The sequence below is a fragment of the Coprococcus sp. AF21-14LB genome (assembly GCF_003458885.1).
Classification (GTDB): domain Bacteria; phylum Bacillota; class Clostridia; order Lachnospirales; family Lachnospiraceae; genus UBA9414.
This window is the reverse complement of record NZ_QRVX01000004.1, coordinates 66,189-88,142: the sequence shown is the minus strand read 5'-3', so window position 1 is coordinate 88,142 and position 21,954 is coordinate 66,189. Positions and strand designations below refer to the sequence as shown.

Genomic DNA, 21,954 nt, shown 5'->3' with positions numbered 1-21,954 from the left:
TCTCGGCCTTTGCCTTGGCAATCTCTGCTGTGATCTTTCCCGCATCCTGAAGGACCTCTCTGTCATCAGCCATCAGGAATAAATCCAGACGCTTTGCCCAATCCTCCATTGTCATCGGAATATGACGTTCTGCACGATCCTCTGCTAAATCCAGATAAGCAGATACAATACGCTCCAGCGAACGCATTTCCTGTTCACTCAGATAATTCTTCGCAACGCTAACATCACTTTTTACAATCTTACCTTCCGGTGCTGCTGCCCAAGTGGTTAATCCCATATGTGGCTTGTCTGCATCGGCTCGCTCGTAAATCAACTCCGCTGCTGTATGTCCGTGAACTGCATAATGCATCTTGTTTTGAACCTTTGCAAAGAACTGCTTTGTTGTTTTTGCTGTTCGGTCATAATCAAGAGCTGTAGCATAGATATCCGTTATCTTCTGATAAAATCTACGCTCAGACAAACGAATCTCACGGATCTGCTCAAGCAAGCGGTCAAAGTACTCTGTTGTGAGCACAGAGCCACCATTTTTTAGACGCTCGTCATCCATAACCCATCCTTTGATGGTATAGTCCTTTACAATGCCATTGGCCCACTTACGAAACTGCACTGCTCGCTCATTATTTACCTTAAATCCAACTGCAATAATCATTTGAAGATTATAGTGTTTTGTATCACGAGTAACCTGACGTAAACCTTCGGTTTGAACTATCCGGAATTTCCGGACAGTTGCCTCTTCCTCAAGTTCTGAGTCGGAATAAATCTTCTTAATATGTTCATTGATTGTACGAACATCTACGTCATATAGTGTGGCCATCATCTTTTGCGTCAGCCATATATTCTCATCCTCATAGCGCATCTCAATACTGTCCTGTTGGTCACCGACAGAGGCAACATAGGTTAAGTATTCCGCTGCGCTGGAACGGATGGTAATTTCATCTTTTTTCTTTTTCAAATAGGATGCCTCCTTTAACGTTCCAAAATCATTATTCTGCCTGTGCATCAAAGGATTGTTTCACAATTTCCATGATTTGATCTAATTCATCCTGATGCTCCATAAACAATTCTACATCGCCATTTCCCCAACGTCCTAAGCCGGTAATATCTTTGCAAATACCGTTAGGATCATTAATCTCTGAAAACTTCATATTAATCGAAATACGCAATCTTTGTTTCTGAAAAACAATATCAACAAAATTAGTATCCAGCTTATAAGCAACATACAGCTTTTTATATTCCTTCTTTACCGCTGGAGATAAGTTCATAATACGCTTATCTAAAGACTCGAACAGTATTCTTGTAAAAGCATTCACATCATATGTTTCCAAGGAATACTTCTGCACTGTTTTTTCTTCTACTTGATATGGTGCTAGTTCTGCAGCTGTTAAAGTTGGATATGGCCAAATAGATTCTGCTTTCTTTGCTAATTCGTTTGCTCTCTCTTGGATATGTCGTTCGTTCCACTCATTTTGTAAAACCACATATTTATTAAGCCTAAGTGCACTTTCTTTGAATCCACCCTCCATATCCATCTTTTCCATGAAAGACCTGTCGCTCATCTCAGAATTATATGCAGTCAAAGTAAGATTGCCAATTGTATGTAAATATTTCTTCTGCACCTCCTGCCACTCAGGGCCAAGATCAGTTTGCCACTCCAAAGAAAGATTTTTGTTTTGCGGCATAATATGCTCAATGGTGTAGTTTTCTATAGTAATTGGAGCCTTGTTTTCAAAATTTTCCAAGCGACTTAGAATATAATTTCTAGAGCGCATATTATAAATATCACGATTTACGAATGCACCTTCAAACTTATCGTTATCCGGAAACTCTTTATAAGTATCCTGCATTACAAAGAATGCCTTAACAGAATTCAGGTAATCATCTGGTTTAATATAATTCTTCAACGTTGCAAAGGTCTTGTTCATCGAATTAGTCGGAATTTCGCAAATTGCGCGTCTCAGGACATAGCTAATACAAAGCTTCAGAATTTCCTTCAACTCATCTGATGTTATCAGTTCTTCGGTACAGTCATGATGAATCTTCAGTAAGAACGGATAAGACACTTCCATTCTCAAATCGATAATATCTTCATATAACTTCTTTAAATCCGTGTCAGAATTTCGCTTAAATACGATGTTAGTGTAATATTTTGCGTAGTCCAGCAAATCTTGACACAGTTCTCTAATACTTCCAAATTCGCAGTTCAAGTGATACAACTTAAACTCTTCATATACACGTCCTTGCTTTGGAATACGAGAAAGCTTCATGGTCAAGTAATGGCGGAAAAAAGCATCCGTTACAGATCCTTGCGTTTCATAAATAAACAGTTGTTCCATAGGCCGCCAGAGATGCTCATATACATAGGTTTGCTCTGATGGCTCTAATCCCATCAAAACATAGTTACGAATCAAATCAGATTCTGAAAGTTCCTTACCAGTAGAGTTCAAGCTTTCAAAAATCGCCTGTGCATCGTCTACAGTACGGTCTAACGTGATATTAACAATCTGTAATTTTCCAATTGACTCGTATACCTCTGCAGGCTGAATTTCTTTATCGGTCAGCTTATTAGCGAAAAAGTTGTAATTTTCAATCAGCCTTGATCGAGTACCTTCTGCAATTGGCTTTTCCTCAACAAGGCTTATAAGAATGTCCCGATCTGTTTCGGTTAACAGTAACTTATATCGTTCGTCACCATTTTCGTACTCATTTTTTAGAAGCATATTATCTATACGACGAGCATTAATTGTTGTGTCACCAGGATTCTTTATTGCATAATCGCGCAAAGCCAGGAGGAGAAGAGTTAATGTAGTCATTCGCTGCTGCCCATCAATAATCATATACTTCTGAACACCTGTTGGCATTGCCTGTTCAGCAATATTAACAATAGAACCTACAAAATGACCCACTTTGCCTTTTCTCTGCATCTCTACAATATCGTTCCAAAGTCGTTTACACTGATCTATATCCCAGCTGTAGAATCTCTGATAAACCGGAATCAAGAATTGCTTATTTCCGTTCAATATCTCATAAATATTGCCTTTACGTGCATCCATATCGCACCTCCATTACTTCTTTTCTCCATAAGAAACCGTATCCTCTGCCACCTTGCTTAGTTCTATTTCAGACACATATTTATATAGCTTTTCCTCTTTTCGTGGTTCCACATTATCTGTCCAAAGCTCACACTGACTAATTACTGTGCTTATTGCAAAATCGTAATCTTCCGGAGGATACTTATATTTCTTAAGGAGTCGCTTAACCATCTTACGCATTTGTGCTCTAGCGGTTTCTTTTTTCTGCCAATCGATAGTACGATTCTTACGAAGCATTTCTGTAAGTTCTCTTGTCAGAGCAATCAATTCATCATTCTTATAAAAATCTTTGATATGCTCTGGTTTTGTAAGGGCATCATAAAATGCCAGCTCTTCTTGCGAAAGCCCCAACTCTTGACCATTCTTATAGAAATTTGCAATTTCCTCCGCAGTTTTAAGCAGTTCTTTAATAACTTCTTCATTGGTGATTAATCCGTTATAATAAGAATTCATCAGTTGCGCTATCTTTTCTGAGAATTTTTGTGACTGCACCACATTTGTTCTCTTGTAAAGTGCCACCTGCTCAGCCATAAGTTTTTTCAAAATCTCAACAGCTATATTCTTTTCCTTCATTCTAGAGATTTCATCCAAGACAGCCGGATCAAACAAGCTGAAATTTTCACCGCCACTTTTGCTGCTGTCAAATAAGCTGATGACACCTTCGCTCTGTACTGCCGCTTTCAAAAGTTCATTGATTTGATCGTTAATCTCGGTAAGCGATAGGCTCTTTCCACCAGTACCACCGTAAGTGATTTTAATAACCGTAGATCGCAAAGCCTCCATATAAGCTGCTTCATGCCTTTCCTGTTCTGTTGTCATACTGGAACAAAGTGAATGAGACTGTTTCAAAAGCATAGCTTCCTTCAAGAACAAATCTTTTCTTTCTGGTACACTTGCATCAAGAATAAAGTTTACACCACCCGTAATAAGCTTAGCCATTGTAAGCGGAGAGCCACCTACAAAGCCGCTAAAATCAAAGCCATGCAGTAAATCCTTGCAGACCTGCAGCTTTTCTTGAAACTTCGGATAGGCCATCTTTGCAATATTCATGTCACCATATTTAGACTGATCGCGCTTCGTATATTCTTTCATCGCCGCCTTTAGAGCTGACGCAATTCCAACATAGTCAACGATCAATCCACCTTCTTTATCCTTGAATACACGGTTAACACGAGCTATTGCCTGCATCAAGTTATAGCCATGCATTGGCTTGTACACATACATGGTAGCCAAAGAAGGTACATCAAATCCAGTAAGCCACATATCTACAACAATGCCTATTTTCATCGGATCATTATTATCTTTAAATTTCCTCGCGAGTTCCTCCTTGTGCGCTTTGGTTCCGATAATCTCTTTCCAATCTTCTGGATCATTGTTACCGCCAGTCATGACCACACCCACTTTATCTGTCCATGTAGGTCTAATTTTTAAAATACGGCGGTAAATTTTCATTGCAATCGGACGAGAATACGCCACAATCATAGCTTTACCTGTCAGAAGATTTGCTCTGTATTTTTCATAATGTTCAACGATATCATCACAAAGAGATTCAATCGTAGAATCTGCTCCCAGTACGCTTTCCATCTGGCCAAGCATCTTTTGGCTCTTTTCAATCGTTTGTGCGTCGGATTGTTGTTCCAAGACATCATAAGTGGAATCAATTAGCGCCAGCGTATTCTCATCCAACTTTAGATGAACCACACGGCTTTCATAATAAACCGGACGAGTAGCGCCATCTTCCACGGCCTGTGTCATATCATAAACATCGATATAGTCACCAAAAACCTCACGAGTATTTCTGTCCTTAGCTGAGATCGGTGTACCAGTAAATCCAATAAATGTAGCATTCGGCAATGCGTCATGAATAACACGGGCATTACCAATTACCGTATGTGCTTCCTTTTCACCGTTTTCATTCTCTGACATAACGATTTTCTCATCAAAACCATACTGCCCACGATGTGCTTCGTCTGCCATAACAACAATGTTTCTACGTTCCGATAAAGCTTTCTCTCCACGCTCAAACTTAAACATCGTAGTAAATATGATTCCATTCGCACTTCTGCCATCAAGAAGTGACTTCAAATGTTCCTTGCTCTCTGCTTGTACCGGTGTCTGACGCAAAAAATCTGCGCATTGTGAGAACTGTGCATAAAGCTGATCATCCAAATCAATACGGTCTGTCATAACTACGATTGTTGGACTGTCTAATGCATCCTGCAATAAATGTGCATAGAAAACCATAGATAATGACTTACCAGAGCCCTGTGTATGCCAGAACACGCCCCCCTTGCCGTCGGTCCTAGTTGCTACCTTTGCTTTTTCGATTGCTTTGCGGACTGCGAAATATTGATGATATCCGGCTAATACTTTGAAACGACTATTGCTAACGCCTGAGAAAAGAATAAAATTCTTCAAAATATCAAGTAAACGTTTCTTTTGGAACATACCCTCATAAAAAGTTTCAAAGGACGCATACGCAGTATCTTCGTAATTACCGTCTTTTGTTTTCCATTCCATAAAGCGATCTAATCCGGAAGTGATCGTTCCTGCTTTATTCGTAGACAAATCGCTAATTACACAGATTGCGTTATAATAAAAGATAGATGGTATGTCCTGCATATAATTGCGAATCTGATGGAATGCATTCTCCGCTCCCACTTCATCTTTCGCCGGACTCTTTAATTCCATCAAAACAAGCGGCAATCCATTTATAAATAGAATAATATCCGGACGACGGTTATTTCCGTTTTCAAGGAATGTAAACTGATTTACCACATAGAAAGAGTTGTTCTTTATATTTTGATAATCAATCAAACGTACAATCGACGATTGCTCCTCGCCCTTCACAAAGAACTTAACCGTGATGCCATTTTGCAGATAATCCATAAATATCATATTCTTCTGCAGCAGGCTTCCGGTATCAAAATTCTTCACTTTGGCCAGTGCCTCATCAATAGCTTCTACAGGCAGACCACGGTTGATACGCACCAAACTATCTCTCAGAATAGGATCCAGAATCGGACTGGCATAATCTCTATCAAAATCCGGAGCGTAGAGGTGGTCATAGCCCATGTTTTCAAACAATTCAATGATTGCCTGTTCATATGTATCCTCTGTAAATAAATTTGGCATGTTCAACCTCCTGTATTTTTCGTTATATTTCTATGGTAAACAAGAATTTAGCGGCTTAGAGGTCAATGTCAGAGACATCCAATTCGCCGGACATAAGTTTCGGCAGAAGTATATCACGAGTATTGGCAAGAAGCTTGGATTCTTTTGTGTTTTCCTGCATTGCACTATACATTGGCGAAACTATATTCTCGAACTTTTCTAATGTTTTTTCGTCAGGAATATATAGTTGCATTGCATTCAGAATATTGGTTGTCATGCTTGGCACAGCAGAGCCAGCATTCAATGAAGCAAGGTCTTTGCCTTTTAAAAAGTGATACACAAATTTTGCAATATTAGGACGAAGCATTTCAGTATAGAACATTGTATCCACCGACCAAAATGCACCGTCAACATACATAACATTGTTAAGTGTACCTTTACGGGGGATAAGGACAGATTCGCCAGTATACAGAGGTTTTTCTACATATCGCATTATTCCACCTGATCCATATACTGGATAGTTTCCGTCAGCCAGTTTTTTATGATCTTTTCCATATTTAACTGAGATTAGGTCAGCCAGCTGCCCTGGGTTCCCACTTTCTTGTCGGTGCTCAATAAACATACGGCTGTAAATTGCCTGAGCTTGTTGTTCTAAATTCTTGTTTATCTCCTTATTTTCTCGTATTTTTTCTTGAATATCATCAAGTACAGCCACTATTTTCTTCTGTGACAATATATCAGGCACATCAATTTCAAGATTCTTGATCATGCTTTTTGTTAAAGCGTTTCGTGTTGCACCACCCGCAGCAATTTGCAGTAAATATGGCTTTATCATTTGCAAAAAAAATAGAATGTAGCTACTCAACACCTTATCTTCGTCAGGTCGTATAATGGCTACATGCTGATTCACACGTGCAGGCAAAACTCTTACATCAACCGCACAAGCACGCGCCACAGAATCTCCTGTAATATTCAAGAGAATATCTTGCGGTTTTACTTCGACATTACTTAATTTGTCTGCTTGTTGCTCATTTATATGTGCTAATCCATCATGTGAAAACACAAAATCAAGTACATTTTGACTTCTGATAAGAGAAATACCCTCATCACAATATGCTTCTTTGCCACCTCTCGGAGTTGCTCCGCTACCGATTTTTAAGCATATATCTTTTAATTTGTAAACCGCCATATTGTCACCTTCCTTAACCTATGTATTTCTTGTGAGCCAACTTAACATTGCTCTGTTTGACCATTGCATACTGCAAGGTCGTATCTATTCGTTTATGCCCCAAGAGCTGCTGTAACTGCTCAATTGGCATACCTTTATCAATCGCCATCGTTGCAAGCGTCCTGCGGAACTTATGCGGATGGACTTTGGAAATGTCCAACTGCTTACCCATTTCACGCAGGCGAAATTCGATACCGCCTATCTTGATTCTCTCATGCGGAGAACGCAAGGTAACGAACAATGCCGGATTATCATCAGTTCTGCTGTCAATATAGTTCTGCAAATGAATCTTTGTCCGAGCATCAAAGTATACAATGCGTTCCTTATCCCCTTTACCGAAAACCACACACTCTCGTTCGTTAAAATTTATGTCCGCTTTGTTCAGCAACACCATTTCACCGATACGCATTCCAGTAGAAGCCAGCATATCAATCATTGCCAAGTCTCGAAGTTCTGTGCAGTTGTCACGCATTTTTTCCAAGTCCTCATCTGTGTAGGTTTCTTTGATGTTGGTTGCCGTTTTTACCTTATGGATACGGCGGACAGGGCTTTTCAAAATATAGTCCTCGTCCTCCAACCAAGAGAAAAAACTGGATAGAATCCTACGGATATTATCTATCGTCACACGACTGGACTGGTTCTTGCTCTGGTAATACGTCAGATAGGAACGCAAGTCCTCTGTCTGAATGTGGCGGATACCTTTGTTTATCGAAGCCACCATCGTTTCAATGGTTGTGCGGTAATATTTCAGCGTTTTCTCTGAACAGCCTTCAATCCGCTTTGCCGAAACAAAAGCGTCTATCAGCTTTGGGTTATTGTCTGTATCTTTCTTTTCTGCCCGCGCTGTAATCTCACAACCAAACAGTGTGTTTTCAAGCACCTTTTGCAACTGTTTCATTTGTGCGTTGTCGAGGTGTGACAACATTTGCTGCACTACCTCTGAAATAATTTGTTGTTTCATAGGTCATTCTCCTTCAAATTTATTTTCCAGAGAACGACTCAACGGCAGTTCCGTTGGCTTTAGCTCCCGCCGTTGGTAGGAGTTTTATTCTTAATAAAGGTCTATATCATCGTGATCTTCTCCATCATAATGATTATAATAATGGAATCCATCTTTAAGTGGTTTTCCACACCTACAACAAACATCCCAATATCCCCATTCTTCAATTTCTGATGTAACAGACGATATGGATGAACATTTACAGTAGCCTACTTTTTCAATTGGCACACCTTTAAAATACATCATTTTGTCTTCCTCCCTATGTTAAACAAGAATTTAGAACAACAAGCTCAGGCAATATTCAAAGAATGGTTTATAGACAATCCCGAAAACAATGAATGGTCAACAGGAACATTCTCTGAACTTATTAAATCAACCTTAAATGGTGATTGGGGAAAAGAAGCACCGACAGGCAATAATACCGAAAAGGTTTACTGCATTAGGGGTGCAGATATTCCCGAAGTCAAAGCAGGCAACAAAGGCAAAATGCCCACAAGATATATTCTTCCTAAAAACTTTGCCACAAAACAACTTACAGCCAGTGACATTGTTGTTGAAATTTCAGGAGGTAGTCCTACTCAATCAACCGGTAGATGTACAGCTATAACTCAATCTTTACTCGACCGTTATGATAGCGGTATGGTTTGCACAAATTTCTGTAAGGCAATGAAACCCAAAGAAGGATACAGTTTGTTTATCTACTATTATTGGCAATATCTGTATGGTAAAGGTGTCTTTTTCTCTTATGAAAACGGCACAACAGGTATTAAGAACCTTGACTTCTCAGGCTTTATCGAAACGGAAACTATTTTAATTCCACCAGTAGATAAAGTTATAGCATTTGATGATTATTGCAAATCAATTTTCAATCAGATTTTTGCCAATGGCAAGCAAAATGAACATCTTGCTGTACTTCGAGATACTCTTTTACCTAAGCTTATGTCCGGTGAGCTTGATGTCTCTGACATTGACCTCTAAGCCGCTAAATTCTTGTTTATTCTATCATTGAGTGCAATTTTATCATCAAACGACTTCAAAAATGAGCCGATTTTTTCTTGATCAACTAATGGAGGCACATCAATTTCAAGATTCTTTACAACATCAGTCTGCACACGCTGTCGTCCAGAGGAGCCAACCATAGATTTTATTGCTAGTTCTCTTACTTCTGGACTACAAACGAGATAATACAAATAGTCCTTATTAGTAATTCCTTCTTTTGCTCTAAACACTATATATTCCGTTGAGCCAAACCCGACCTCTCCATCATTTAAGATTGAGACCTGCGCTGTTTTCCCATTTTCTAAACACGGCGTAATTCGTGCCATAATCGTATCTCCATTACGGAATTTTGTGCCACCAGAAAAACATTCTTCAACATAATATGAAATATCTCGATAAAATGGGCGGAGCACATCCATAGGGATTTTCTTAGCTATAGTACCTTTTTTTATTGTTTCTCTCGGATTGAAATCTGCAATATCAGAGAGCTTCTTTTTTGTCCATTCAGATCTCATGCCCAATCGCCTCCAGTTTTTCACGAATTACAAATTCGTTTATTCTTTCTTGTCCTGTATTCATAAGCTAACTCTCACTTTCAGTTTCATCTTCATCCATTCTATAAGCATCTTCAACCGAATAAGTCGCATCATCCAGCATCTTAACATTTATACCTACGTTGATTGTGTCCTGTGTTTTCCCTCCATCTTTCAATTCATATATAAACTGCAATGCTACTTCAATATAATATTCAATTGCATTCACGTCCGAATTCAAGAATTCAATATTATCAATGCTAATCAAATGAGCTGTAGTTGAAGTAATCAACCGTCCTTTTTCAACAAGTCCAAAATTTCGATCTATTATCTGCACAAGAAAATCTTCAGAGTTTAACCAGTCAACAATTTCCTGGTTTTCATCAAACTCTTCAATTGGTTGATACGAATATTTGTCAATTTCTTTTGCCCACGCTTCTAATTGTACCTTAACTTCACTTTCATTTTTGCATATAAACAGTGATGAATCTGATACATTTTCTGCAAACTCATTTAGCAGAAATTCTCCAAAAGCATTGTCTTTGGAATAATATATAATTTTCGAGTTGCGATGCGTTAATGAAAATTCTAAAACACTTTCCCATAACAATGCATCCTTAAATCCTTTATCAGACTTTTTCTCTTTTCCTTCAAAAGGAGGCAACTTACTAAATGCACGATTTACAATACTTTCAAACCTATTATTAGAAGCAAGAGGAATCTCTATAACTTCATTCAATCCTTCTGAAATCTCTTTCTTGTATTCCGCAATCTTATTTTTTATGTATTCCGGATAGTTTATATCCGGATTTTCTTGAATAGAATATTCAGGAAATCTTTTCTTTGATATCGTACTTTTATAAGTTGAAAGCAATTCATCATGCTTTTCTATAATCTGCTTCTCCATTTCACTCCATACAACAGATGGAATTGCTACGGTTACCTGATTATATATATCAAGTTGATTAATCATATCAATTACATTTTCAAATGTTGCATTAAAGCTAAAAGTTGTAAAATCTGCCTTCTTTTCGTATGCTTGAAACAGAGCGTTCGTATCAAAAATCAAACAATATGTTATTTCATTGTTTAAGCTCATACCCGATCGCTCCTAGCTTCCTCCTGATTTCACCCTCCAGCTCATGCGACTTTGCAAACATTTCCGAAAGTTCAGTTGTTAACCGAACCATCTTTTCTTCAAACGGCTCATCGTCATCCTTCTGCTCTTCAATACCCACATAGCGGCCAGGTGTGAGGATATAATCTTGTTTCTCAATTTCAACTGTATCTGTAACAGCACAAAATCCCTTGACATTTTCAAGTGTTCCATCAACAAAAGTTTCATAGGTATCTGAAATCTTCTTGATATCATCATCTGTCAACTCTCGAAGCTTACGGCTCACCATCGTTCCCATCTTGCGAGCGTCAATAAATAAAGTCTTTCCCGGTTGTTTCTTCTGTTTATTGATAAACCAGAGCGAAACAGGAATCTGCGTTGTGTAGAATAGCTGAGTAGGCATTGCAACAATGCACTCAACTAAATCGGCATTGATAATGTTCTTACGAATATCACCCTCTCCACCTGACTGAGAAGAAAGTGAACCATTCGCCAATACCATACCAATACGACCTGCTGGCGCAAGGTGAAAAATCATGTGCTGAAGCCATGCAAAGTTGGCGTTTCCTGCTGGTGGTGTCCCATATTTCCATCTCTGATCTTCTTTTAGTTTATCCAATCCCCAATCGGAAAGGTTAAATGGAGGATTAGCCATAATATAATCTGCTCGCAATGTTGGATGACGATCATCTAGGAACGTATCTGCAGCGTAGGCTCCGAGATCTGGTTCAATTCCACGAATAGCAAGGTTCATCTGTGCCATTTTCCATGTAGTAGGGTTTGAGTCCTGACCGTAGATAGAAATATTGCTGATATTACCACTGTGATTCTCAACAAACTTCGCAGACTGAACAAACATACCTCCTGAACCACAACAAGGGTCATATACTCGTCCCTTGAAAGGTTTCAAGACTTCCACCAAAGTACGTACTACGCATGAAGGCGTAAAGAATTCACCCCCACGCTTTCCTTCCTGTTCTGCAAACATAGAAAGACAATATTCATAGGTACGACCTAAGATATCTTTTTCACTGCCTTGTTCAATCATCTGGATGTTGGTGAACAGGTCCACAACATCGCCAAGTCTACGCTTGTCCAGCTCCGGGCGTGCAAAGTTCTTAGGCAAAATATCCTTCAAACGCTTATTTTCTTTTTCGATGGCACGCATGGCATCATCGATCACCGTTCCGATTTCCGGAGTATGCGCTTTTGCTGCAATTTCACTCCAACGTGCACCAGCCGGTACAAAGAAAATACCTTCAGAAGTATATTCATCGATATCTTCCTCGAATCCGTCGCCTTCTTCAACAAGCTCCTGGTACTTATCATCAAATCTATCTGAGATATACTTTAGGAAAATCAATCCTAGAACGACGTTCTTATATTCTGATGCATCCATGTTACCACGAAGTACACAAGCCGCATCCCATATTTGTTTTTCAAATCCAATATCGGCTGTATTTTTATCTGCCATTTTAGTTTTCCTCCTCTGATGATTCATCTAAGACTATTTCCGTAATATCAGCAATATCACACTTGAGATACTCGCATATCTTTACAAGCACATCTGTGGTGATGTTAGCACCCTTACCAAGCTACAGATACAGAACTAATTCCCATCTTCTTAACACCCCTTGTTTTCTTCATATCTGGTTCTTCTTCCTCTTTTGATACTCATCAGTATATCAAATGTCTTAAATCCCAGTTTGCGTACCTGCACGATAGTTTCATTTTTTATATCTTGTTAAACAATTCATTGAACTCCGCACCAACTAACTCCTCAAATTCCTTCTTAGCATGATGCAAAATAGGATTCTCTAAGGATGCTATCCTTACAAAAAGCCCGGAAATACGCCACTTTTCAATATTTATTTATCTTTCCGCTCCAACAAGCACACAGTCTCAACATGCACTGTTTGACAAAATTGATCAACTCCCGTGCATTTTACAACCCGGTATCCTCTCTCCTGCATCATTGCCAGATCCCGGGCCAGGCTTGTTACTTTACAAGAGATATATACAATCTTATCTACCTGATAATCGAGAATCTTCGGCAGCGCTTTTGGATGAATTCCATCTCTTGGTGGATCAAGAACAATCACATCCGGTTTTTCTTCAATTTCATCCAGTACACGGAACACATCTCCTGCAATAAATTTGCAGTTATCAAGTCCGTTATGTGCCGCATTTTCTCTCGCTGCCTCAACTGCTTCTTCGATGATCTCAACACCGATCACTTGCTTTGCTACCGGAGCAAGCACCTGTGCGATAGTTCCTGTTCCGCTGAACAAATCAAATACCGTCATGTTATGAATATCGCCAATGTATTCTCTTACCGTACGGTAAAGTACCTCTGCCCCAAGTGAATTCGGCTGAAAGAAAGAAAATGGCGTTACTTTAAACTCCAGATCAAGGAGTTTTTCATAGAAATAATCCTGACCGTAGAGAACGCGCGTCTCATCACTTTGAACTACATCTGACAGCGAATCATTTAAAATATGAAGAATTCCCACAATCTTTCCTTCCAGTGTAAGATCAAGCAGCGCCCTCTTCAATGGTTCCAGATCATGTTCCTCCTGTGTTGTTGTTACAAGGTTGACAAGAATTTCTCCGGTACGCTCCCCTCTTCTTAAAAGTAAATGCCGCAAATATCCTGTATGCTGCATTTTTCGATAATAGCTAACTCCACGCTCTTGAAAATATTGCAGTACACATGTAAGAATCTTCGTCATGTCTTCATGTACGAGCATGCAATCAGAGGTCGTAAGGACATCATATGTACTTCCTTTCTTATGAAGTCCGAGCGATAACGGTCCGTCTTTATATTCATCCCCAAAAGAAAATTCCATCTTATTCCGATAACGAAATTCCTTTGGACTTCCTTTTACCCCTTCAAAAATATAATCTCCTTCCGTTGCCTCATCAATGATTGCTTTTACCTGCTCCTCTTTCATCCGGCGCTGCGCTTCATATTCCATTGTCTGGTACATACACCCTCCGCAAGCCGGAAAATTGCTGCAGACTGGTTTTCTTGTTTCCAGCGGTGACGGTTCTAACACTTCTAACAGCCGTCCTTCTGCATTTCCTCTCTTGAATTTATTAATGCAAAAGCGAATCTTCTGTCCCGGAATACCATTTTTGACGAGAACCGGTTTTTCTTCTCCCGATACAGATACCATTCCTTTATTTGGAAATTCTACTTTTTCTATTGTTCCTTCCAGAACCTGTCCTTTTTTCATTTGCGGTAAATCCTTTCCTGCCATTTATTTTCTGCAAAAAGCTGTCCATTAGACGTTTTACGAAAAGAAATATCCGTCAGGGAATTCCCAACGGATATTATCAATCACATTCAGTACTTTTGATTCTCTATACTTCATCCTCTTCATTAAAGAAGTCATCATCAAAATCGTCCTCAAAATCATCTTCGAAGTCTTCTAAATAATCCGGTGTGAAGAAGCAATATACTGCATAAGCAATCGCTGCCACTGCTGCTACTGCACCAACAATTGCAAGTACCCAGAGAATCGTCTTAGATGCCTTTTCATCGTCTTTCTTATGGATTAATTCATTTAATTTTGATGCTGCTACAAGATCTTCTATTTTGTTCATTGTGCCACGTCCTTTCCGTCTAGTAAATTACTGACCACATCTATTTCTATTATTATAACACTAACCCTTTTATATTACTAGAAAAATCTGTTAAATTCTTTCATCTTCTCAAATCCAGTTTTCCCTGTCAGCATTATTTTTATTCGTCTATTTTTTGTAATTTTGCAAACGCTGCAAACATTTTCTTTGTCCCTGCCGTGTCAAATGCTACTGTAACTTCATAGTCCCGGCCGCCTTCCGTAATTCCTGTCACAAGTCCTTCCCCAAATTTCACATGACGCACGCGATCTCCCACATCATAACCCGGACCATTTCCATTTTTCACAGCAAATTGCTGTACCGGTTTTCCCATGCCAAACGGCTTTGACTGAAAAGACTGCTTTGCCTGTGCGTAAGCAATCTGCTTTGGAAGTTCCATTGCTTCTTTTTCAACCGGCATTCCGGAAGAAAGAAGCGTCATCGGAATTTCTTTTAAGAAACGAGACATTTTATTGTATTGCGTTTCTCCCCGAATCATTCTTCTCTTTGCACAGGTCAATGTGAGCTTATGCATTGCCCTTGTGATTCCTACGTAACAAAGACGCCGCTCTTCTTCCAGTTCTGCAGGATCATCTGCTGTAATCGTCATATAGCTTGGAAAGAGTCCGTCTTCCATTCCGGCCAGATAAACATTCGGGAATTCCAACCCTTTTGCACTGTGCAGTGTCATTAAAACAACATAATCACTGTCTTCTTCCAAACTGTCAATATCAGCCACTAATGCCACTTCTTCCAAAAATCCACTCAGCGTTGCCGGAATCTGCTGGTCCTCACAATCCTCTTCGTAAGCCACAATTTTATTCAGAAGTTCATCGATATTTTCCAGACGCGCCTCTGATTCCACCGTATCTTCTGCCTGTAATTCCTCGACATATCCTGTTACATCAATAATCTCCTGTATAAGTTCCGATACTTTTTGATTTCCGGATTCCATTTTAAAATGCTCAATCATTGCCGTAAATGATTCCAGCTTTCCAAGACTTTTTCCGATTCCCGGAATCAGATCCGCTCCCAAAAGCGCTTCATAGAAACTTATTTCCTTCTGCAATGCATACTCCTGCACACGATTTACGGAAGTAAGACCGATTCCTCTCTTCGGCACATTAATAATCCGCCGTACTGCCAGATCATCCTGACCATTATCAACTGTTTTTAAATAGCTCAACAAATCTTTAATTTCTTTGCGGGCATAGAAATTAATCCCGCCAATAATTTTATATGGAATGTTTGCTGTAACTAATTTCTCCTCAAACATACGGGACTGTGCATTGGTTCGGTACAATATCGCATAATCCCGATAACTGCTGTCAGTTTCTCTAACATGCTTTCGAATATCATCTACGATATATTCCACTTCTTCATAGGCATTGTCAAACATCTGAAACTGTATTTTATCTCCCTGTGCATTCTCTGTCCAAAGCCGTTTTTCCTTCCGTCCCTGATTATTGGCGATCACTTCATTTGCCGCCTCAAGAATCGTTCCTGTAGAACGGTAATTCTGTTCAAGTTTAATAACTTTTGCATCTTCAAAAACTTTCTCAAAACTCAAAATATTTTGAATGTTTGCACCACGGAATTTATAGATTGACTGATCATCATCTCCTACTACACAAAGATTGCGATACTTAGATGCCAACAGGCTTACAAATTGAAACTGAACGGTATTCGTGTCCTGATATTCATCTACCATGATATACCGAAATCGTTCCTGATAGTATCTAACACATCCGGCTGTGTCTGAAATAATTGTACGGTTTTTACAAGCAAATCATCAAAATCAAGCGCATTATTCGCTTTTAACTGATGTTCATATTCTTTATATACTTGTGCAATCTTTTTTTCATGGTAATCCCCGCCGGCATTTAGTTCAAATTCCTCCGGTGATATCATCTCATCCTTTGCAGCGGAAATAGCTGCCAGCAAGCTACGTTCTTTGTAGATCTTTGTATCGATCTGAAGCAATTTACACACATCTCTCATCAGTGCTTTCTGATCATCTGCATCGTAAATTGTAAAATTAGTCCCATAGCCAAGTCGGTCAATATAGCGTCTCAAAATTCTTACACAGGTGGAATGAAACGTACTTACCCAGATGCTCTCAGAGCCAAATCCTACAATCTGATCCACACGTTCTCTCATCTCTCCTGCTGCCTTATTTGTAAATGTAATTGCAAGAATATTCCACGGATTTACTCCCTTTTCTTCTATTAAATAGGCAATCCTGTGCGTTAATACTCTTGTTTTCCCAGAACCTGCCCCCGCCAGGATCAACAGTGTCCCTCCGTGTGCAGGACAGCTTCTTTTTGTCTGTCATTCAATGTATCATAAATACTCATAAATTTCTCCTTCTAACACAAATGGACTTTCTGACCATTTGTGTTTTAGTATAACATAAATCATCTGTTCTGAAAATCATTTGCCCGAACAAATTTTCTATCTGTAATTTTACAATTTTTTGTACCATTTTCCTCCTTTTGTAACATTCTGCTTTCTTAGAAAAGACTTGCTATCTAGTTTTTAATACTATATAATGTCATTTATAGAGGTGATAATATTGGAATTAACTACAGAAAAACTTTTACAGGATATGCTGGCAAACTTAACCCAGCTCAATTACATCGAGCCAGAAACAATCCCTAATATTGATTTATATATGGATCAGGTAACTACTTTTATGAATCAGCATCTTGCCGGTTCGAAAAGATATGAAGAGGACAAAATTCTTACAAAGACAATGATCAATAACTATGCAAAGAATCATCTTCTTCCGCCGCCTGTTAAAAAGAAATATTCCAGAGAGCATGTGCTTGTGCTGATTTTTATTTATTATTTCAAAAGTATGCTTTCTATCAAAGATATCGATACGTTGCTTCACCCTGTACTGGAAAAATATTTCCAGACAGACAGCGAACTTGATTTGACATCTATTTATAAAGAAGTATTCAGCCTTTCTGATACTCAGCTTGCAAAATTGCGTGAAGATCTTTCCTCTTCTTCTGCGGCTGCTTTGCAGACATTTACAGATGTCAAAGATCCAAAAGAACGGGATTTTCTTCAGCTCTTCTCATTTCTATGCACATTGAGTTTTGATGTCTATATGAAAAAACAGCTGATTGAACAGATTATTGATCTCTTTCCGGAACCGGAGCATAAAAAATAGTATATCCTTCATAAGTAGAACGTTAAAAGCAGGAGAAAGTTTTCAACACTGGAAAACTTCCTCCTGCTTTTGTCCCTATTGTGATACTGTCAGCCGATATCTCGCTATTCTCTTCGATATTATTTAGAAGAAATTCTATCAAATACCAGATCATATCCGTCATTTCCATAATTTAACGAACGATTCACACGGCTGATCGTTGCTGTCGATGCCCCTGTCTTCTCCGCTATATCCAAATATGTCTTTTGTTCTCTGAGCATCTTTGCAACTTCTAATCTCTGCGACAGCGAAAGCAACTCATTAATTGTGCAAATATCCTCGAAAAAAAGATAACATTCTTCTTTGCTTTTCAGACTTAAAACTGCATCAAATAAATAGTCGACTGCCTCTGTTCTGATCTTTTTACTCATAATCACAATCTCCTTATCCTCTGCCTATCATTGATACGATTTTAGCACATTAAATTCATAAAGTAAATAAATATTATCAATATTGCCGCAAAAAGGATTTTAATTTCGCTGCAGAGGTGCTTACAATCAGTTCTTCCGGAAATTCTGTTTCACGGATGACTGCTTCTGCCAGCGGAAATTTTCCAACTGCTGAATCAATATGAGAATCACTTCCAAGCACGATCGGAACTTCATACTGTTTACATAATTTCAGCATCTGACAAACATTTTCATGTGTATTTTGTCGAAATCCCTTTGGATTTAATGAAGAATTATTGACTTCCAATAATGTCTTTGTTTCTTTTGCCGTTTTTACAAGCACCTCATAATCAATCGGGATTCTTCCGTCGTCCGGATGACCAATAATATCAATCAGAGGATTTTTCATCGCATTGATATATGCCTGCATATTATGTTCTAATGTATTCTCTGTCTGATAGCACGGCCCATGAATACTCGCAATCACGATGTCCAGATTCCGGATCGTAGATTCCGGAAGGTCTACCGTCCCCTTTTCATCTAAAATATTTAATTCAGCGCCAAGCATCAATTCTACTCCGCACATCTGTCTCGGAACAACAGAAAAATTCTGGAAATAAAACATCCCGCATGTTCCCGGCATTGTCGGTGCATGTTCTGTCAGCGCCAATACTTCCAATCCCGCTTCTTTTGCTGCCTGTGCCATTTCTTTCATAGTACTGTAGGCGTGACCGCTCACAATGGTATGTGCATGTGTATCTGTTACAAACTTCATCTCTTCTCCCCACTTTCTTTCTGTCGTAACTTCCATGTATAGTATACCACCATTCCGGAGAGAATCCTATAGTAAATAAGGAGGTGAGCTTATGCGGAAAATGCATTTTCCATCACGAACTGAACTGGAACAGCAAAACGATATCATCATTGATTCCTATGATTATCTGGCAAATGCTGCGTCAACAACTGACTGTACAGGCTGATTCCTTCTGAGCCTGTCTCTGATGCAGAACTAGAATCTTACAGCGAACTCTATAAATATCAGGCTCCTGTATTAGATCAGCGCGCTCAGTCAGAACCGCCAAACCTTTCGTGACACGCACATTTTCTTCTGAATCACATATAGTATACCGAATCACATACTTGTTATTCAGGAGGATTTTATGAAAAAGAAAACATCAATGCTGCTGGCAGGCGCTGCCTGCCTTTCCCTCTTTCTGACGGGATGCTCACAAAGCGAAACAACAATAGGTTCCGATACCGCTGAACAAAAAACTCCGGCAAAAGAAAAACCCGAACATGTCGTTCTCAATGAAGTGGCTCATTCCATTTTTTACGCACCGATGTATGTAGCCATCGAAGAAGATTATTTTCAGGAAAATCATATTGATCTGGAGCTTGTTACAGGATACGGCGCTGACAAAACAATGACTGCTGTCCTTTCTGGGGAAGCTGATATCGGTTTTATGGGATCAGAAGCTTCCATTTACACCTACAACGGCGGTTCAAAGGATTATGTTGTCAATTTTGCCCAGCTGACACAACGCGCCGGAAATTTTCTCGTTGCCAGGGAAGAAATGCCTGATTTTTCATGGAATGACTTAAAGGGAAAAACTGTACTTGGCGGTCGAAAAGGTGGCGTACATATATTAATGTAAATTTAGAGAGTATTGTGATTTTGTGTAACTGGGTGGACGGGATGAATAGTGCGAAAGAATTTCAGACATTGAAATAAAAAATATCCTGAAATCAAAAGAGGAGCCAGATTTCTCCGGCTCCTCCAAGTATGTGTCCGCAAACACATACCCCAATTGCTATTAATAATATACTATAATAACGAAAAATATGCAATAGATTAGATTGAATTTTTTAATATTGTCATCCGCGAAAACAAGTCTGGATGAACGGTGATTGCGGCTACGGCAGAACTAACCTGCCCCTCATATTCTTTAGTTATTTTTTCAAATTCTCTTATAAATGCTTTGATTTCAGTTTTGGACACCTTCAACAACTTTAAGAAATAACATATAAGAATGATATAATCTCCTATAGTCTTAAAATTTATGTATGGTAATCCCATTTCTAACATTAGACATTGCTTCATAGGTTTCGATGGATCCATTTTTCTAAAACGTGTATCATAAACAACATCATTATGTGCGATAGCATTTCTTAAATCTTTTAATGCATATACATATTTATAGACTAACGTACAATTGGTATCGCTGGACAAATTCAAACCAATATTTCTTGAAATCTTTTTTCTGACATCTTGTGTTAAGCAGGAAAGAAGATATCCAAAATCTCCCATTGTCAAAATTTCAAAGATTGCCCAGATTGGGACTTCATTATAATTCACAGTATTATAAAAATGTGTAATTTTCGGATTTTCTTTTCGGTATGCCGCTGCAATAGAATTTTGAATAGAACCCTGTAAATTCAATTTATTGTTTTGGAATTTTTTCTTAATGTCTTCCGAAGTTCCTGGTGAAGCATTTTTGTAACTGCTGACGGCTTTGTCATACATATCATAAATGCTGTTTGAATTAATCTCTGCCATAATGGTATTAAGGGCAATGTTTTTAAGAGCAGTTTCAATCAACATCATTTTACCGTATAACAATGATTTTAATTTTGTGTCGTATTGAATCGTAGCATTAATTTCATTGTATGAGGTAAAAGGGATTCTACGATTGGACGAAACAAAAAAACGGTATCCCTTATATCCGTGAAAATATCCTGTATTAATTAATTGTTGCTTTTGTGAACTGCCTGAAATAGCAATTCCATTATTCCGAAGATGCCGCATTAGTGCATCTGTTGATTTATAATTTGACATAAATTCTCCTGTTTAACATTTAAAACTATTAATTGTGATACAATCGATTTTTAGCCTGTAATAAAGCGAATGTTTTCCTTCAGTTCATCGCTAAATTCTTCTAAATCGTTCATAGTGATTGCACCTTCATTTAAAAGTGAAACAATGTTAGTGATGCAATTAGAACGACTCATTCTTAACTGCACACCGGTATCTTTTTCATCATTGCGAATACGTTCTTCTAAAGTCCAAAATCTTTCGGAAGGAGTTCCTTCACCATTTAGCAATTCAATATATTCTTTATTCAACTTATCCATATAGGCTTCTTGCCAGTCTGAAATTTTCTCTCTGAACAAAGACCAATCCTTTTTGGTAAATCCGTATTCTGACATTTGTATCCCCTCCACTTTGACATAAGTAAATTATAGTATAAGCAGTTCTGTTTCTCAATACTTGTCTTTTGAAAAATTGCATTTAATTTTCGATTTTGTATGATTGAGAATTACAATTCAAAATTGAATTTTAAAACGTCGAATGCTATAATCTTCTTATAATCAAAAATTATGAGAAGTTGTATCGTTGGAGGGTTTAAGATGGCTGTCTGTTACAATAAATTATGGAAAATACTGATAGATAGAGGAATGAGTAAAACACAACTTATCAAAGCTGCTCAAATAAGCACAAATGCTATGGCGAAGTTAGGGAAAAATGAAGATGTTCGTGTAGAAGTATTGGTAAGAATATGTGGTGTTCTTAACTGTTCAATAGACGATATTATGGATATTATTCCAAAAGAAATCGAATAATGGGGGGAGGGAATATA

21 protein-coding genes and 1 pseudogene are annotated in these 21,954 nt (G+C 38.5%); 4 read left to right on the top strand and 18 right to left on the bottom strand.

The window, feature by feature from the left end:
- The 6 genes from DWX73_RS01975 to DWX73_RS01950 form a co-directional block, all read right to left on the bottom strand.
- Positions 1–952, bottom strand: a 952-nt coding sequence (locus DWX73_RS01975) for a virulence RhuM family protein (protein ID WP_118346452.1), incomplete at its 3' end; no start/stop codon positions are given.
- A 31-nt stretch (positions 953–983) separates the two neighbouring features.
- The gene (locus DWX73_RS01970; RefSeq protein WP_118346451.1) at positions 984–3,050 is read right to left on the bottom strand and encodes a DUF262 and DUF1524 domain-containing protein; all 2,067 of its coding nucleotides are present in this window, start codon (positions 3,048–3,050) and stop codon (positions 984–986) included.
- A gap of 12 nt (positions 3,051–3,062) precedes the next feature.
- Positions 3,063–6,224, bottom strand: a complete 3,162-nt coding sequence (locus DWX73_RS01965; RefSeq protein ID WP_118346450.1) for a type I restriction endonuclease subunit R — start codon at positions 6,222–6,224, stop codon at positions 3,063–3,065.
- 55 nt (positions 6,225–6,279) lie between these two features.
- Positions 6,280–7,392: a restriction endonuclease subunit S gene (locus tag DWX73_RS01960; protein WP_118346449.1), complete on the bottom strand. Its 1,113-nt coding sequence runs from the start codon at positions 7,390–7,392 to the stop codon at positions 6,280–6,282.
- Between the two features lie 13 nt (positions 7,393–7,405).
- Positions 7,406–8,392 carry a site-specific tyrosine recombinase/integron integrase gene (gene xerA / locus DWX73_RS01955; RefSeq protein ID WP_118346448.1) on the bottom strand — a complete coding sequence of 329 codons (987 nt, stop codon included), beginning with the start codon at positions 8,390–8,392 and terminating at the stop codon, positions 7,406–7,408.
- Between the two features lie 90 nt (positions 8,393–8,482).
- Positions 8,483–8,677: a hypothetical protein gene (locus DWX73_RS01950; protein ID WP_242996530.1), complete on the bottom strand. Its 195-nt coding sequence runs from the start codon at positions 8,675–8,677 to the stop codon at positions 8,483–8,485.
- Between the two features lie 15 nt (positions 8,678–8,692).
- Between DWX73_RS01950 and DWX73_RS01945 the strand changes: the two genes are divergently transcribed.
- Positions 8,693–9,409: a restriction endonuclease subunit S gene (locus tag DWX73_RS01945; protein WP_118346447.1), complete on the top strand. Its 717-nt coding sequence runs from the start codon at positions 8,693–8,695 to the stop codon at positions 9,407–9,409.
- Here DWX73_RS01945 and DWX73_RS01940 read toward each other — a convergent pair.
- The 8 genes and pseudogenes from DWX73_RS01940 to DWX73_RS15715 form a co-directional block, all read right to left on the bottom strand.
- On the bottom strand, positions 9,406–9,945 hold the full coding sequence (locus tag DWX73_RS01940; protein ID WP_118346446.1) for a restriction endonuclease subunit S: 540 nt from the start codon (positions 9,943–9,945) through the stop codon (positions 9,406–9,408). The genes DWX73_RS01945 and DWX73_RS01940 overlap by 4 nt on opposite strands.
- A 67-nt stretch (positions 9,946–10,012) precedes the next feature.
- On the bottom strand, positions 10,013–11,062 hold the full coding sequence (locus tag DWX73_RS01935) for a PIN domain-containing protein (protein ID WP_118346445.1): 1,050 nt from the start codon (positions 11,060–11,062) through the stop codon (positions 10,013–10,015).
- On the bottom strand, positions 11,046–12,554 hold the full coding sequence (locus tag DWX73_RS01930) for a class I SAM-dependent DNA methyltransferase (protein ID WP_118346444.1): 1,509 nt from the start codon (positions 12,552–12,554) through the stop codon (positions 11,046–11,048). Before DWX73_RS01930 ends, DWX73_RS01935 begins: the two co-directional genes overlap by 17 nt.
- A 1-nt stretch (position 12,555) precedes the next feature.
- Positions 12,556–12,645 carry a hypothetical protein gene (locus tag DWX73_RS15390; RefSeq protein ID WP_242996529.1) on the bottom strand — a complete coding sequence of 30 codons (90 nt, stop codon included), beginning with the start codon at positions 12,643–12,645 and terminating at the stop codon, positions 12,556–12,558.
- Positions 12,646–12,948: 303 nt separating this feature from the next.
- Complete coding sequence (gene rlmD, locus DWX73_RS01920) at positions 12,949–14,319, bottom strand: 23S rRNA (uracil(1939)-C(5))-methyltransferase RlmD (protein ID WP_118346460.1); 1,371 nt, start codon at positions 14,317–14,319, stop codon at positions 12,949–12,951.
- A 127-nt stretch (positions 14,320–14,446) separates the two neighbouring features.
- Positions 14,447–14,689, bottom strand: a complete 243-nt coding sequence (locus tag DWX73_RS01915) for a DUF4366 domain-containing protein (RefSeq protein WP_118346443.1) — start codon at positions 14,687–14,689, stop codon at positions 14,447–14,449.
- A gap of 139 nt (positions 14,690–14,828) precedes the next feature.
- Entirely contained in the window at positions 14,829–16,184 is a 1,356-nt protein-coding gene (locus DWX73_RS15720; RefSeq protein WP_442871976.1) for a 3'-5' exonuclease, read from the bottom strand.
- A 132-nt stretch (positions 16,185–16,316) separates the two neighbouring features.
- Positions 16,317–16,999: pseudogene (locus DWX73_RS15715) on the bottom strand (ATP-dependent helicase); the annotation flags it as partial.
- A 283-nt stretch (positions 17,000–17,282) separates the two neighbouring features.
- Between DWX73_RS15715 and DWX73_RS01905 the strand changes: the two are divergent.
- A complete protein-coding gene (locus DWX73_RS01905; RefSeq protein WP_118346442.1) occupies positions 17,283–17,888 on the top strand; it encodes a DUF1836 domain-containing protein in 606 nt (201 codons plus the stop codon).
- A 119-nt stretch (positions 17,889–18,007) separates the two neighbouring features.
- Here the strand turns inward: DWX73_RS01905 and DWX73_RS01900 are convergent, their stop codons facing one another.
- Both DWX73_RS01900 and DWX73_RS01895 read right to left on the bottom strand, forming a co-directional pair.
- Positions 18,008–18,298, bottom strand: coding sequence for a YerC/YecD family TrpR-related protein (locus DWX73_RS01900; RefSeq protein WP_118346441.1), 291 nt, complete (start codon positions 18,296–18,298; stop codon positions 18,008–18,010).
- Positions 18,299–18,374: 76 nt separating this feature from the next.
- Entirely contained in the window at positions 18,375–19,091 is a 717-nt protein-coding gene (locus tag DWX73_RS01895; RefSeq protein ID WP_118346459.1) for a phosphatase, read from the bottom strand.
- Positions 19,092–19,476: 385 nt separating this feature from the next.
- Between DWX73_RS01895 and DWX73_RS01885 the strand changes: the two genes are divergently transcribed.
- Positions 19,477–19,971, top strand: coding sequence for an ABC transporter substrate-binding protein (locus tag DWX73_RS01885; protein ID WP_118346440.1), 495 nt, complete (start codon positions 19,477–19,479; stop codon positions 19,969–19,971).
- A 197-nt stretch (positions 19,972–20,168) separates the two neighbouring features.
- Here DWX73_RS01885 and DWX73_RS01880 read toward each other — a convergent pair whose 3' ends face one another.
- Together DWX73_RS01880 and DWX73_RS01875 are read right to left on the bottom strand one after the other, a co-directional pair.
- Complete coding sequence (locus tag DWX73_RS01880) at positions 20,169–21,152, bottom strand: Abi family protein (RefSeq protein ID WP_118346439.1); 984 nt, start codon at positions 21,150–21,152, stop codon at positions 20,169–20,171.
- A gap of 50 nt (positions 21,153–21,202) precedes the next feature.
- Positions 21,203–21,523 (bottom strand): multidrug transporter, encoded by a 321-nt coding sequence (locus DWX73_RS01875; protein ID WP_118346438.1) that lies wholly within the window; start codon positions 21,521–21,523, stop codon positions 21,203–21,205.
- A gap of 201 nt (positions 21,524–21,724) precedes the next feature.
- On the opposite strand from DWX73_RS01875, the gene DWX73_RS01870 reads away from it, so the two are divergent.
- Entirely contained in the window at positions 21,725–21,937 is a 213-nt protein-coding gene (locus tag DWX73_RS01870) for a helix-turn-helix domain-containing protein (RefSeq protein WP_118346437.1), read from the top strand.
- The last annotated feature ends 17 nt before the right edge of the window (positions 21,938–21,954 follow it).